Genomic DNA, 14,773 nt, shown 5'->3' with positions numbered 1-14,773 from the left:
TTATATACCCTTATTTATTTCTAATTAATACATAATCATAAAGTCTCTCTACTTCAAAGCCGTAATGACGGTAACGTTTAATGGCATTTTCATTACTAGCTATCACCCAAAAGAGTTGACGCTTGGTGGCGTGACCAGCTCGCATAAATTCATTGAACAATCGGGAACCAATCTTTAAATCCCGGTATTCGGGCAAGACAAACCAATAACGCAGATATAAGGTCTGCCCGTTCAATTCAAAGATAACGAATCCATACACCTTACCTGCTTCCTTATATACAAGAACGCTCTTCTGCGATATAAAATACAGTATTTCCTCATAACTGGGCAACTGTTCGGACAAAGGATCAAAGTAAGAGTGAAGCATATCTAACACCACTTGAGCATCGACATCTTCCGCAAAGCAAACATTGGGGGTATCGATCTCTTTAAATTCCAGAGTTCCGATACGATTCATACGGTAGAGCTGCTCATACACGCTGAAGCCTTGCTCTACAAACACATCTTTCAAATCCACGATCTTTGCATCACCTACAATGTCCACGACCATTTGCTCGGCAAATATTGGCAGAAAGGCTTTCAAGTTTTCTGCCAACTGTTGTGAGGTTGTGGTAATGAAGAACAGATTGTTGACCGAGTTAGTCAGATGGAGCAAAAAATAGCAGTCAGGGAAGGATACGTAAAAGAGTTCCCCTTTCTCTATCCATAGAGAGTGCTTCTTCCTATCCAAGAAGAAATTGGTCAGATAGCCCTTACGCAAAGAACGAATATCGCTCACAAAGGCATTAATCTTATCAAGTGAATCTATCTTATCCATTGACTTGGTTGTTATAGAACAGGCGGTCAATCTTACCGTTCGTATTACGTCGCAACTCATCGAGATGATGATACACAGTGGGCAGCATATATTTCGGTAACTCCTGTCCTATACGTTTACGAAACTCTGCCGGAGTGATCTCCTCTGGCGATTCATAGAACAGGGTGATCTCTTTCTTGGAGAAGTTATAAACCACACATCCGTTCTTCACCAGCTTGAGCTTGTTGATGATGATGTGCTCTATCTCGCCCAACTCGGTACGATAGCCCATATGCTTAATCAGCGTATCCTTTCTGCCTTTGAAAACGATCTCACCACGCTCGTTGATAACCACAACATCGCCCGTGCGATAGATTGTTTCAGGATAAGCATGGTTCAGAGGATTCTGCACAAAGGCAGACGCAGTCTTTTCGGGATTGTTGTAATAGCCCATAGCCAACGAAGTGCCACGTACACAGAGTTCACCTTCTTTGCCGGCTTCTGTCACCAGCTTGTTGTCCGCATCCAGAATAAGGATATCCGTGTTGCGGCAAGGGAATCCGATGGGAATAGACTCCTCGTCCTTAATTTCCCGGTTGACGATGAAACAGGTACAATCAAGCGTAATCTCGATAGGACCATACAGATTGGCAAACGTCGTCTGAGGCAACATCTTGCGCCAGTAGTTGAACTGCTTGGTAGGAAATACCTCGCCTGCAAACCATACAGTCTTTAATGCGGGCAACTGAATGGAGGAAAGTAAGTCCATATTGGCTATGTTCACCATAATGGTGGGTACCCAGAACAAGAAAGTAACCTTGTGTTCCTCTAATATTTTCAGAATAGAAGCAGGGAAGGCCGACAAGTGTTCGGGAATGACAACAAGGGTACTTGACTTGGCCATCAGCATGCACAACTCGAAGCTGTAGATATCAAACACCAATGGTGACAAGGAGCCCATCAGTTCGTTATCGTCAAATTTGAACGTATCCAACGCCCATTCGGTAAAATCAAAGAAACTCTTATGGTTAAGTACCACTCCCTTGGGTGTTCCCGTAGAGCCGGAAGTGTTGATGATACACAACGGGTCGGTGTCAATCAACTTCCCAAGATTGGTGAAAATAGCGGATTCGTCCACCTGTTGTGTAAAGTCCATCCCGTCTAAATTAATCACTTGAACATCGGACGGAATGACACTGACGATACTTTTCATGTATTGGTTATTGGTGATGATGACACCGGGGCAAACCAAATCCAAGATGTTCTTGAGACGTTCCGCATGGTACCTCACATCCAAATTCATATAAAAATTACCAGAATAAATAATCGCCAAATCCGCATACACACTCTCGATACTCTTGTTCAAGAACACAGCCGCGGGGCGCTTGATACATCCGATGGCAGAGGCAAGCACCAAAGCCTTTCCACGAAGTTCGGAAAAGGTTATGGTACGGTCACGGTCTATCACCGCAGTCTTTTGAGGACATCGCTGTACGCTCTCCTCAAAGTACTCAATGAGATTAATCTTCATCATAACTATCTAATAAATATTTTTCGATTCTTACGAGTAATGGATCGGTCACTGTTTATTCAGCGGTTCATAGAAATGAGTTTTGGAAAGATCTAGAGCAACACTTCCACACGTAAGGCCAGCGCCATAGGAACAAAAAACGGCATGCCTCGGACGGTTTGCCTTGTTCAATCCATAAAGATCACATAACAAATTGGGGATAGTGGAGCTACTTGAGTTACCAAAGTCCTTCATGTTCACTGGAAATTTCTCTTGACTTGACTTCAATGCCATTCTAACATTCTTAATAATCAACTGACTGGATTGATGCAACGCATATATATCCACATCAGAATCCTCCCATTTCATCAAATCCATCACAGCGCGAATGCTTTTAGGACCGTTCACTATACTAAATGAGAAAACCCCCATTCCATCTTGGCATATATATCCACCATGGGGCATCATGATCCGATCGTATCTCGCACCATCTGAACAGAGATGGAAGGCCATGCCAGTTGTTCCTTTTGAAATCAGTGAAGCAGTACCTATATCGCTCGCATCAATACTACCAACAGCTTTAGGGTCAAGACAATTCTTCAGCATATCACCTCCAAGAACTAAAACGTTCTGACACAATCCACTATGTATCCACATGGCTGCTTGCATCAAACCATAGATATAACCGGTACAACCATAATTAATATCCAAGCAAACGGTCTCATTCTTCAATCCTAATTTATGCTGGAGATAGACAGAAGTATCAGGGAGCGCCCAATCACGAGTCACAGTCAATACAACCAAGCCGTCTATGCTCTCTCTGTCGATGTTATCCTTACTGATTAGATATTCGGCAGCGTTGAAGCACAAATCGGATGATTTCTGATTCGCATCGGTTCTGTAAACCCATTCAACTCCTGTTGTACGGATAACATCTCTTGTCTCTTTTTCACCATATTGCTCGGCGAAAGAAGACAAGGGAATCTTATTACTCGGTAACCAGCTTGCAATACTGCGGATAGAGACATCAGGTATGATTGTTTTCATGCCTTTCTTTCTTTTACGATATTGAAAATATCTTCTATTGTATCGGCATTACGCACGTCTTGAGTATCTAATTCCACCCCATATTCCTGATATACCATCGCCACGACACTAAGACTTGTCAGCGATGACCAACTATCCAGTTCATGAAAATCCAAATCAGCTTCAAAAATAGCAGGATCTTCCTCTTCGAATTGGGAAACAAATTTGCCAATAAAATCTTTTAATTCCATATATCAAGTATTTTTTATCTAAGCCTTCCAAAGAATATTTTTCTCCACCACCACGGCGGGATCGCCTTTCACTATACTGAAAGCAGGTATGTGACCGGAAACCACCGAACGAGCAGAGATTATGGCACCTGGTTCGATTACCGCCCCAGGCATCACCGTACAGCTTTCTGTTAACCATACATGCTCTTTGATGGTGACGGGAGAGGAAATTTTATAGCCGCGAATAGATATAAAGTGTTCCCCGTTGTTATCGCGGATAGTGACATTACGTCCACATCCGGTATGCCGTCCGATAGAAATATTGTCAGCGCATATGATCGTCAAGCCAATATTCGCACCTAAACCACCTCCTATTTCCAAAGTAGCGTTCCTGAACACCTCAATGTCGGCACCATACGCAACACTATAAGGTTCATATTTAATCTCCATCCTCCCTCCGTTCTCAATCAAGAGCCTGCTGTCCAGGCGAGATCCTTTGACACGCTTACTTCCGAAATAGAAGGGCGCATTCAATATCAGTTGTGCTTTAGACTCTAGAACTATAGTGCAATACTTATTTATGATGAAGAATTTTCCTTCCAAAACATTTCCTTTTACTTGGCCGCAAAAGAAGTTATATCGAAAGTTTTTTTCCCATGTGCCAAGACTCCATCCAGAGGCTTTTTTTACGCTAAATAAGAAACGGGCTACGTTCTTGAGCTTTTCCTTGACGCTAACCCCCTTCTTCCCAAAATGGGGCAAGTACTTCTTGATACAGGCATCCAGTGATTCATTGAGGATAGCATAGAACGCATCCCTGTCATGACTAGAATGGCACAAAGGCTTCATTAAATGGTAATTTCCTGCTATGGCCTTGTCTAGAGGGAAGTCCTGCTTTTTCAGCATTTTTATATTCTGTATCAAGTCAGCGCCTTTTTTGCTATGTACAAAGACTACGGACGTTCCCAAATCATTGTCAAGCTCTTTAGGTATATACTTTTTATCAGCCCATAAATCACCAATGGTAATGTCTGTAGCTCTAGGGAAACCCTTGAAGGGGCATTCAAAACAACTCGGCCGACATACCTCAGGAACGACATAATTCAGAATACGCCACGGATTGTTCTCCAACGTTTGATATTCGACATCTCTATTTTCAAAGAGAATTTTAAAAGTATGCTTACGCCATCCCAACTCCTTGTTTTTAGCTTTAAAATAGACAACCTTTGAATGATGCTTGTTTTCCAGATATTCTATGTACTTCCGGAAAAGCAATGGCGAGGCTATACCCCTACAGATATAATCCACCAAAATCAAGTTGTCATAAGTTTTGTGCAGGAAGCCGCGCAGGGCTGCCATCTGACATGGACCTCCACAAACAAGCACGGGCTTGCCAGTCTTCAAGGCTTCACGAACAGCGATATAAAATCCATCGAAACGGCTCTGAAGGTATTTGCTAGAGCGCAAACGAGGCAAGTCGGTCTTATCTGCTGAAAGGAACTGAGACACAGACCAGTCTTCATTATAGACCGCACCACCCACGTAGCCGCCTTGCTTGTAAACGTATTCGGCAAGGGCTGTGAACGCTCCACCAGAAGTGCTGTCGAAACGTACCTCGATATTCTTATGTATGGCGGCATAGCAAACAGGAATCTCAAAATCATTTTTCTTTAGCTCTTCAGAGTGCAGATTGGGGCAGACCTTTTCACAAAGACCACAATCTGTACATTTATTTTTATCAACTTCCGGGTACCAAAATCCCTCTATATCGGTCTTGAAAGTAATAGCCTTATGGGTACATACATCACCACAAGCATTGCAGCCACAGCATTTACTTTTATCTGTAATTTGAATCATTTATAATATAAACATTAAATATTAAAGGTCGAGTAAGGAGAGGGACTTTCACCCTTCCTTCTCACGGAACCGTCTTAACAGGCTTCCATCACACGGCTCTTCGTGCTTAACTCATTTGTTATTTGTTTATAATTCAATTGACATTCTTCATGTAGAGCCTATATTCACATGTTCAGTTTATCTCCTTGTCACTTACCTTGCCAACTTTGCAGAAGGCTTTCATTTGTCGCTCACTACCTATCAGTTTACCTCTAAACAGCACACAGTGATTTGTATCAATAGCTGCATATCGAATACGGTAGGCCTACTACTGTCTTTTTGTAGATATGGTTGACTCTCAAAAGTATCTGTAATAGGATGTTTGGGCGACCTTTCCACTCATACTTTCTAACTCAATAAAGGTAACCCCTCCACCTCGCCGGCGTGCCACTCTTGGTAGTCCATGAGGGAGAGTCTGGGTACAGTCAATTGCTTGTAATCCTTGTCATCTCTTCGCAAGATGTGCTTGCGGGCATACGAGCGGAGCGAACGATCCGTCACGGAGACCATCACCACTGGAAACGGGTAGCCGAACAAGCGCATCGGCGTAACCTCGCTGTCCGGGAACGCACGGCGCAACTGATAGGCCGAGTACTCAAATGCCACCCAGTAAGGACCTGTGCAATACAAGTGGATAGAGGCGGTATTCGTACGCTCGCAACTCATGATATCATTCAAATGCTCGTTCAGCAACCTCACCAAACGAACGCCGGAAGGAAGGGAAGACATGGTTTGAATTATGAATTTTGAATTATGATTTAAACTGTCAACTGTCACTTGTCAACTGTCACTTGTCAACTGTCAACTCGTTCGTGTTTCAGCCAGCGATCGTAATCGTCCAGCCGGCGGATCAACACCGCCTTGCTTTTCTTGGGCGAGGACTCACCCCGCCACGGATCCACCACCTCATGCGCCATCTGCCGGTAGAGACTGCTGTCCGTGCAACCGTAGAGTGTCACCAGCAACAAGGCACGGGATTGCGCCGCCTTTACCACCGGGAGCATACTTCGCATCGTGGCAAGCAAGCGCACGAACTCATCTTCCTCGCCCAACAGCTTGTAGGCAGGAAGGAGCGACGAGTAAATCTTGCAACGCATCACGTCCGTCTCCGCACAAAGGGAACCGTAGGATCTCAACACCTCACGGGCAAAACGAGTATCATCCTCAGATACACTGCCGGAGGTGTGGTAACGACCCAAGGCATCGTGCAAGCCCTCCCGCAGGCGGTCGTTGTCCAGATGAGTATAGACGTGCTTGCCCTTGGTGTTCAGCTCGATCAGCTCATACTCGCCCGGCTTCACCTCCAACAAGGGGACCCACATGCAATCGAGGATACGGGCCATCACATCTTTATGCCCGCCACCCGGCTGGATCACCACCTCCGCCTCCATTCCGGCGAAATAGCCGGACGTGATACGCACACGGTCACCCTTCAGCAAGCGGCCGCTGTCCGGAACGTACACCGGAAGCTCGTTGGAATAAGATTCCGCCACCCAACGTAAATTTCCCATCTCGTCATCCGAGAGGTAAGGGAAATGGGTCATACCCCCAGAAGAAACCCGGGGAAGAAAATTGTACAGGGGGAGCGTACGCTTCATGCGGAAGATTTCCTCTACCGAGGAGCGAATAAACACGTAGTTGAACAGCAAGGGCCGCTTCGTGTTGACCATCTTGCCATCCACCTTCCTTACCTCCACATACGAGGGGGCGAAATACTCGAACAACGTCTCCCCACGACGCTTGCGCCGGGAAAGCTCGGCATCCAAGCTTTTCGCAGGGCTGATCTTGTCACGTCGTGCCACACCCGTAGTAGGAAGCGTGAGCACGTACCAGCGTACAGTCTTCAGGTCATGACGCTTGCCAACCTGCGCCGTACCCCTCTCCGAGCAACCGTCTCTCAAAACATTCATCATTATGATTATCTTTTCCTAAGATTATATCAGGATCTCCACTCAAGCCTCACGACAATTCAAAGCCCTACCAAGAGCGCCCTATTTACTCCTGATAAACAATACTTTATGTTTTTAAAAATGGCTTTTCTGAAAATCACCATCGGTTGAAATATTAGGCTACTTGGGAAGTAGCGTAAAAGGTTGGAAAATGGTTATCACCCAGTTGTAGAGACGGGGCGTGCCCCGTCTCCCACCGTCTGACAGTAATTTTGAATACCATTTTGAGGGGATGAGACGGGGCACGCCCTGTCTCTACAAGAATGTAGGTTCGATTTTTAGAAGGGACGTGATGATGTAGGAAATACGAGATCATTTCGTCTCTATTGCCATGTCTATACACTAGGAATAAGAACGAAGATTTAAGGAGAATCAAAATCAAAGCACAAACTTAACCTAATGATTGTTTGTTATTTGTTATTTTTTATTACTTTTGCGCCATGAAAGAATACAGCTACTTCCCAAGTAGCCTCATCCCACCTCTGGCATATAATTATATACATTCTCAAAGCAAGACTTATTTACCACCGCCATTTTCTCCAAGGAGAAACTTCTTAAATAAATCTGGGTTGTCTTGATGGATTTATGGCCTAATAACTCGCTGATCATCTCAATGGGGACATTTTGTTCCTTCAATGCCATGGCAAAAGAATGACGGATCGTGTAAGAAGTCACATCCGGGGCTATTCCGGCAACCTCCTTCAACGTCTTCAAATTCCGGTTGAACCGGGACAAGGCCGCATTGTATTCGAGATATTCCTCATGGCCGTTCTTCGTCCCACTTAAAAAGGGAAATAAGTACCCCGAGTTTCCTGCCCTCTCACCTACCAGTTCCTTATACATAGCCTCCGCTGTATCCAAAACCTCCAGCCGCATCGAAGTCCCGGTCTTCTGGCGATTGTAATCCAATATGCCGTTCTTGATATTATCTCTATTCAAATGAGCGAAATCAACGAACGACATTCCCCCGTATTGAAACATCAAGCAAAGCGCCAGCTGTGTCTTCCTCAACGTCTCTCCTTTTACCGGAACAGTCATCAGACGATTCAAATCCCCCAGAGGCAAGGATTTCTTACGTTGGCTTTCCACACCCGTAAAAACCCCCTTGAATAAAGAAGGGATAAACGCCGCCTCGCCATTCTCCACCGCCTTGTTATAGATACAACGCAAACGGCGGATATACGTGGAGACCGTATTACGCATGCAGCCTTTCTCCAACAAATAAGCCTCGTACCGGCGAAGAGTATCCTTATTTATATATGTATATGGGATACGATCCGTCCCGCTATACCGTATAAAAGAGTTCATCGCATCCTGATAACTTTTCGCCGAGGAATACCGTCCTTCCTTTTGTAACAGACTTATATACTCTCGCATCCCTTCCACCAAATCTTTCTCATCCATATCTCTCTATTTTAAATTCCAACTGAAAACAAACACGCAAAGTTAGACATCTTGACGATTACTAATTCACAAACAAGCATTTACAATTAAAACATCTTCATATATTCTTTTCACAGTAAAGAGTCATTTATTTCATAGTTATGACTTTTTATTTCATAGTTATGATTTTTCCAAATCATAACTATGAAATTTTCAATACAAAAAAACATATAAAAACGTGGATCTAAATCTATCGTCCGGAAATGCCACAACTACGAATTTCTCAGTTCAGACAGGATAGAAATTTCAAATTAAAAGTTAAAGCACAGGTTGTCGAAAAAATAAAAACCCTAAAATATGAACGTTTTCAAACTTTTTAGAGGCTCTCTATGTTTATTATGAGATAAAAATAAAAACCTATGCGATTTAAACTAATAGGCCTCATCTGTCTTATAATGCAGTGTAATTTATCTTGCACTCAACACATTATAAACAAAGAAACCGTCCAGACTTTGGATTTACACCGCTATATGGGGAAATGGTTTGAAATAGCACGCTTTGATCATCGCTTTGAGCATAATCTCGTAGGGGCTACCGTGGAATACTCATTTCTCCCGAATGGAGATATAGAAGTTGTTAACAGCGGATATTGGGGTAATTTTTCCGGTTCCTTCAAACGAGCGAAAGGTATAGCCAAAATAACAGATCCTACGTGTCCTAGTAAATTAAAAGTGTGTTTCTTTATGCGGTTCTACGCCGAGTACAACATTATGGAAATTGACGAGGATAATTACTCATACGCTCTCGTAGGCAGTAATACCTCAGACTATTTATGGCTACTTAGTCGTACGCCTACACTCCCAGAAGAGGCTATTCTCTTTTTATTGACTAAGGCCAAAGAAAGAGGATATAACACATCAATGCTCAAATGGGTCAAACAAAAACATGAAAATCAAAAATAATTTCTTCAAATTTCGCTATAAGCATTGAAAATATTCAACTTATGGCTAATTTTGTTGTTATAATATAAAAAGCGTTGTTTTATGAAAAAAATATTACAAGAGTTTAAGCAGTTCGCCATGCGAGGTAACGTAGTGGACATGGCGGTAGGTATCATTATCGGTGGTGCCTTTGGAAAGATCGTATCTTCTATCGTAGCGGATCTGATCATGCCGGCGGTAGGTTTACTTGTAGGTGGCGTCAATTTCACGGATTTAAAAATCACCTTGAAGCACGCTGTAATGGAGGGAGACAAGGTGATCTCTCCGGCGGTCTCCATTAACTACGGAAATTTCATACAAGTGACACTGGATTTTATAATCATTGCTTTCGCCGTCTTTTTACTTGTCAAAGGCGTTAATGCTTTAAGCAAGAAGAAGGAAGAAGCCCCGAAAGCTCCGGTCGCTCCCCCTGCGGATATCCAATTACTTACCGAGATTAGGGATTTACTGAAAAATAACAAATAAACACCAACCTTATCGGTTGACTTGCTGTTTCATAATTACAAAAAATAATGTTTTAACTCATAAAAAGTAGTAGTTATGAAAAATGTATTATTCGGTTTAGCCGTAGGTGTAGTTGTTGGTTACGTACTTCGCAGGATGGAAGATCAAGGACAGTTCGAATGTCTGGAGAACGAACTCCACGGTCTTACAGATAAGGCGAAGAAAAAAGTAAAGGACGTGGTAGACACGGGTAAAAATCAAGTCGAATACGTCAAAGACAGAGTAGAACATATGGTTGAAAAACCTAAAAGTAATTAATCGACCTCCCTGTATTAGGGTAAGAAAAAGAAGCTATCACAAAAAAAGTCAATGATAGCTTCTTTTTTTTTCATTTTAGATGTAACGTTTTTTCAAATCCATTCGTCTTATAAGAAAAGAGTATAAATTAATTACACTTCATATGAGAACAAGAATGATGGCCTTATTTGCGTTGATCGCTTTTTGCGTGATGCCTATCGAGGCGAAGAAAGTAAAAGGGAATGGGGATATTATCACGAAAGAAATCTCCGTCAGAGACTATTCAGCGATAAAAGTCGGCTCAACCGCCATGGGGTATAGCGACAGTTGGTTCAGCCTATTCAGTCGTGGAGGAAATCCGTCGTACGTTTTCGGGTATACGCAAGGAGAATCAGCGTCCTTACGAATCACGATCGACGAGAATTTATATCCTTATATAAACGTTCAAGTAAAAAATGAAGAACTTTCAATCTCCACAGAGAATGGTACACAATTAAGCCCTACCCGATTTAAAATAGAGGGCACTTCCAAGAAGCTGGAAAAAATCCAGATGTCCGGTTGTATGGATTTTGTCCTGAGAAGCGCTTTATCCGGAGATGATCTGGAAATTATAGCGACAAGGGGTAGCGACGTGAAAATGGAGAAACCGGTCAACGTATCTAATTGCATAATTGAAGCGACCAGCGGTAGCGATATTATCATCAACGATCTTACTACCCGAATAATACGAGGCCGTGCCAGCGGAGGTAGCGATCTCAAGCTTACGGGAAAAGCGGAGAACGGCGAATATTCCGCCTCAGGTGGCTCGGATATCAAGGCTTATGATCTTATCTTAAACCAGTTGGAATGTTCCGCCAGTGGTGGCTCCGATATTTATACGCACGTAACCGATTATATCAAGGCTTCGGCAAGCGGAGGTAGTGATGTACATTACAAAGGTTCGGCAAGATCGGATACATCCACTTCCGGAGGAAGCGATATTATAAAAGAGGGTAATTAACACCCTCTTTTTTTACCCTCTTATACGTTGAATTTTATAACAAAAGTACTTCCTTTTCCAACCGCGCTATCAACAGAAAGTGTTCCTCCATGAGCTTCCACGAAGTCTTTACTGATAGCCAGCCCTAGACCACTTCCTTGTACCTTCGTTCCCGGCACACGGAAATAGCGATCGAATATACTTTGATGATATCGGGGATCAATGCCCTTACCGAAATCTTGCACATAGATCTCCACGCTATGATCTTGCTGGCGGGCACCGATTATGATACGGCCATTCTCCGGGGTATAATGAATTGCGTTCGATAATAGATTCGTCAAGACCCATGCGATTTTCTCGCTATCCACGAAAAGCTTGGAAATCTTCTCCGGGTATTCCACCTCTATATGGCAATTGAAGCGATCAGCTTGCACTTGGTTCGCCTTTATCGCATACTCGATCAATTCGATCGGTTTGGTGATTTTCGGATTCAATTGTAGCTTGCCGGTCTCCACCTGCGTCATTTTCAATAGCTCACTGGTAATTTCCAGTAATCGATTACTACTTTCCTTGATACTTTCCGCCAGTGCTTTTTGCTCGTCGTTCATGACTCCCACACGGGCATCCTCCAACAATTTCAGGCTCATCATGATCGCCGATATCGGAGTTTTCAATTCATGGGAGATCGTCGAGATAAAAGTGGTCTTAGCGGAATCCAACTCCTTAAACTCCGTGATGTTCTTCAATAAGATCACGTCGCCCACATACTCCTCCGCCTCGCCATTCTCCGACACACGGATCGGTATATATTGCACTTGAAAATAACTTTCCTTATTATCCGCGTAAATTTTAAGCGGCTCTTTCTTCTCGCTCGGCTGGATCAGTTCCCGAACTAACCTGCGAAGCAAATCGTTCCGTAAGGATAATTCCGAGGCAGACTTTCCGATCACGTTTTCCCGCTTGAGATTCAAGATCGTCAAAGCCTCGTTATTGGCGAAAAGAATCTTACGATCCCGATCCAAGCCTATGATTGGCTCCGTGATACTATTCACGATAGCCTCTATATATTTCTTTCCTTGAATAATATCCGCCAACGTACTTTTCCGGTATTCCGTAAGCCGTTCCGCCATCCGGTTAAAGGATTTCGCTACCCCCTCGAATTCATCATATTTAGCGAGATCCAATCGTTTCTCGTAATTATGGTTAGCGATCTCCATGATACCGTCCATCAACATACGGATAGGGGTATTTATCGAACGGGGGAAACGTATTAAAAAAGCGAAAGCGACCACCATACAAGAGAGGCCAATCCCCCAAATCCAAAATAAAGCCTTTTGAGACGTAGACTCCGCCACTTGGCTTTTCCTGTAGATAGAAGCCATATTCAAACTCATGACTTGATTTAAGGCGAGACGTACACGACGGATATTCTCCTCATTACGCTCTTTCGCCAATTGCTCGTATTGAGCGACTAGATGTGAGGTGGCCACGTTCTCATCGACCTCCGTGATATTCTTTTTCTGTAGCCCTAGGTTTTTCTCGAAATCGGCTTGAGCCGAAGGATCGCTATCGATTCGTTCCAGTGCATCCAGCATCCGGCGTGAATAGAGTAAAGAATTATAATTATCGGCCAATATGTTCCTTGTGTCGGCAGACATATCGGAGATGTTCTTTACCGATAGACCTCCCAGCAAAACGATCATGGCAAACAGCAGCCCGATTCCGTATCTTAGTTTTGTTTTAATCTTCAGACTCATAGGTGATGTATTTTAAGCGATTATTATTAAGTTTACGTTCAGCAAAGATAAACTATTTAGCAATGTCCGTTTCTCCTTACATATCTTCAAGATGCTTTCGGGTATACATAATAATGCAGAATATGAGATTAAAGCCCATACTCCTCAATCTTCCGATAAAGAGTAGTGAGGCCTATACCTAGAAGGCGGGAAGTTTCGGTTTTATTGCCTTTTGTGTATTTGAGCACTTTTTGGATATGCATTTTCTCTACGCCACTCAGGTCAAAACCGCTATAAGATTCCGTACTCGCCGCAGAGGAGGTTTGCATATTCAAAGGGAGAGCATCCAAGGTTAAGGTATCTCCATCGGCAATAATCAGGCTACGCTCAATTGCATTACGCAACTCACGTACGTTACCTTTCCAAGCTCGTTTTTTCAGGGCATCTATATATTCGGGCGAAATTGTTCGGATATTCTTTCCCATCTTGGAGGAAAAAGCAGAAACAAAGGCTTTTATATGGAGAGGGATATCCTCGACCCGTTCACGAAGCGCGGGAAGATGGATCTGGAAAACGGAAAGCCGATAAAATAGATCTTCCCGGAAATGCCCTTGCTCGATCTCTTTCTCTAAATCACGGTTGGTAGCGGCAATAATGCGTACATCCACTTTCGTAGGTTTCGTATCGCCGATCTTGATAAACTCCCCGGTCTCAAGGATACGGAGCAATTTCGCTTGCAAGTCGAAAGCCATTTCCCCGATCTCATCCAAGAAGATCGTACCTCCGGAAGCTTCCTCAAACAAGCCTTTTGTCTCTTTCAAAGCACCGGTAAAAGCCCCCGCTTTATGACCGAACATCTCGCTTTCCAATAAATCCCGACTAAAAGAGGAACAATTGATAGCGACAAAAGACTTCCCTTTCCGGGAACTATGTTGATGGATGGATTGAGCAAAGACCTCTTTTCCCGTACCGGTCTCACCAGTCAACAGAACTGGAACCTCCGTAGCCGAGACTTTCTGAGCCAACGCTATCGCCGCTTGGATAGCGGGTGATTTACCGACAATCGTATCAAACGAATATTGCCTCCCGACGGACGTAGCTTCCTTCTTTTGCTGTTGATAAGCGGCAGAAGCTTTCTCCATCGCTTTGGCTACCAGAGGAATGATCTTATTATTATCATCCCCTTTCGTAATATAATCGAAGGCTCCATTCTTGATTGCCTGTACGCCATCCGGAATATTACCATGCGCGGTAAGTAGGATGATCTCGGATAGAGGGCGGAGTTTCTTTAAGTCCGACACCAAATCCACGCCATTACCATCCGGCAAGAACACATCGCACAATACCACCTCCGGCGAATGTTGCTCCATCTGCCTCAGCCCCGCCTTACAAGTAGCAGCCTGTAAAACCTCGTATCCCTCCAAACCGATAATGCGTGAAAGTAAACCTAAAATCTGCTTCTCGTCGTCAATAATTAAAACTTTGCCCATACACCGGAGTTATTTGTTTGGGCACAAATGTACGCT

At 43.6% G+C, this 14,773-nt stretch carries 14 protein-coding genes; 4 read left to right on the top strand and 10 right to left on the bottom strand.

The window, feature by feature from the left end; translation table 11 throughout:
- Nucleotides 1–10: 10 nt before the first annotated feature.
- The 8 genes from ACESPU_RS19380 to ACESPU_RS19345 all read right to left on the bottom strand — a co-directional run bounded on the left by ACESPU_RS19380 (nucleotide 11) and on the right by ACESPU_RS19345 (nucleotide 8,811).
- Nucleotides 11–817: a GNAT family N-acetyltransferase gene (locus ACESPU_RS19380; protein WP_158533092.1), complete on the bottom strand. Its 807-nt coding sequence runs from the start codon at nucleotides 815–817 to the stop codon at nucleotides 11–13.
- The gene (locus tag ACESPU_RS19375) at nucleotides 810–2,330 is read right to left on the bottom strand and encodes an amino acid adenylation domain-containing protein (RefSeq protein ID WP_373133602.1); all 1,521 of its coding nucleotides are present in this window, start codon (nucleotides 2,328–2,330) and stop codon (nucleotides 810–812) included. The genes ACESPU_RS19380 and ACESPU_RS19375 overlap by 8 nt, the downstream gene beginning before the upstream one ends.
- A 45-nt stretch (nucleotides 2,331–2,375) precedes the next feature.
- Complete coding sequence (locus ACESPU_RS19370) at nucleotides 2,376–3,353, bottom strand: 3-oxoacyl-ACP synthase III family protein (protein WP_158533093.1); 978 nt, start codon at nucleotides 3,351–3,353, stop codon at nucleotides 2,376–2,378.
- On the bottom strand, nucleotides 3,350–3,583 hold the full coding sequence (locus tag ACESPU_RS19365; protein WP_158533094.1) for an acyl carrier protein: 234 nt from the start codon (nucleotides 3,581–3,583) through the stop codon (nucleotides 3,350–3,352). Before ACESPU_RS19365 ends, ACESPU_RS19370 begins: the two co-directional genes overlap by 4 nt.
- Before the next feature lie 18 nt (nucleotides 3,584–3,601).
- Nucleotides 3,602–5,419: a Coenzyme F420 hydrogenase/dehydrogenase, beta subunit C-terminal domain gene (locus ACESPU_RS19360; protein ID WP_158533095.1), complete on the bottom strand. Its 1,818-nt coding sequence runs from the start codon at nucleotides 5,417–5,419 to the stop codon at nucleotides 3,602–3,604.
- Nucleotides 5,420–5,806: 387 nt separating this feature from the next.
- The gene (locus ACESPU_RS19355) at nucleotides 5,807–6,187 is read right to left on the bottom strand and encodes a hypothetical protein (RefSeq protein WP_158533096.1); all 381 of its coding nucleotides are present in this window, start codon (nucleotides 6,185–6,187) and stop codon (nucleotides 5,807–5,809) included.
- Between the two features lie 65 nt (nucleotides 6,188–6,252).
- Nucleotides 6,253–7,371, bottom strand: a complete 1,119-nt coding sequence (locus ACESPU_RS19350) for a transcription termination/antitermination protein NusG (protein ID WP_195284181.1) — start codon at nucleotides 7,369–7,371, stop codon at nucleotides 6,253–6,255.
- 507 nt (nucleotides 7,372–7,878) lie between these two features.
- A complete protein-coding gene (locus ACESPU_RS19345; protein WP_217775683.1) occupies nucleotides 7,879–8,811 on the bottom strand; it encodes a site-specific integrase in 933 nt (310 codons plus the stop codon).
- 398 nt (nucleotides 8,812–9,209) lie between these two features.
- On the opposite strand from ACESPU_RS19345, the gene ACESPU_RS19340 reads away from it, so the two are divergent.
- The 4 genes from ACESPU_RS19340 (at nucleotide 9,210) to ACESPU_RS19325 (ending at nucleotide 11,532) form a co-directional block, all read left to right on the top strand.
- Nucleotides 9,210–9,752, top strand: a complete 543-nt coding sequence (locus ACESPU_RS19340; protein ID WP_005855331.1) for a lipocalin family protein — start codon at nucleotides 9,210–9,212, stop codon at nucleotides 9,750–9,752.
- A gap of 81 nt (nucleotides 9,753–9,833) precedes the next feature.
- Nucleotides 9,834–10,256 (top strand): large-conductance mechanosensitive channel protein MscL, encoded by a 423-nt coding sequence (gene mscL / locus ACESPU_RS19335; RefSeq protein WP_005855329.1) that lies wholly within the window; start codon nucleotides 9,834–9,836, stop codon nucleotides 10,254–10,256.
- A 75-nt stretch (nucleotides 10,257–10,331) separates the two neighbouring features.
- Nucleotides 10,332–10,553, top strand: coding sequence for a hypothetical protein (locus ACESPU_RS19330; protein WP_005855327.1), 222 nt, complete (start codon nucleotides 10,332–10,334; stop codon nucleotides 10,551–10,553).
- Between the two features lie 142 nt (nucleotides 10,554–10,695).
- Nucleotides 10,696–11,532, top strand: coding sequence for a head GIN domain-containing protein (locus ACESPU_RS19325; RefSeq protein ID WP_009276823.1), 837 nt, complete (start codon nucleotides 10,696–10,698; stop codon nucleotides 11,530–11,532).
- A gap of 20 nt (nucleotides 11,533–11,552) precedes the next feature.
- On the opposite strand, the gene ACESPU_RS19320 is transcribed toward ACESPU_RS19325, so the two are convergent.
- Nucleotides 11,553–13,268 carry an ATP-binding protein gene (locus ACESPU_RS19320; protein WP_122370090.1) on the bottom strand — a complete coding sequence of 572 codons (1,716 nt, stop codon included), beginning with the start codon at nucleotides 13,266–13,268 and terminating at the stop codon, nucleotides 11,553–11,555.
- Between the two features lie 128 nt (nucleotides 13,269–13,396).
- Entirely contained in the window at nucleotides 13,397–14,737 is a 1,341-nt protein-coding gene (locus tag ACESPU_RS19315; RefSeq protein ID WP_009018647.1) for a sigma-54 dependent transcriptional regulator, read from the bottom strand.
- Nucleotides 14,738–14,773 lie beyond the last annotated feature (36 nt).

This window comes from Parabacteroides sp. 20_3 (genome assembly GCF_964238835.1).
Classification (GTDB): Bacteria; Bacteroidota; Bacteroidia; order Bacteroidales; family Tannerellaceae; genus Parabacteroides; species Parabacteroides distasonis.
The sequence above is the reverse complement of the archived record's forward strand: the minus strand, read 5'-3'. Positions and strand labels throughout refer to the sequence as shown.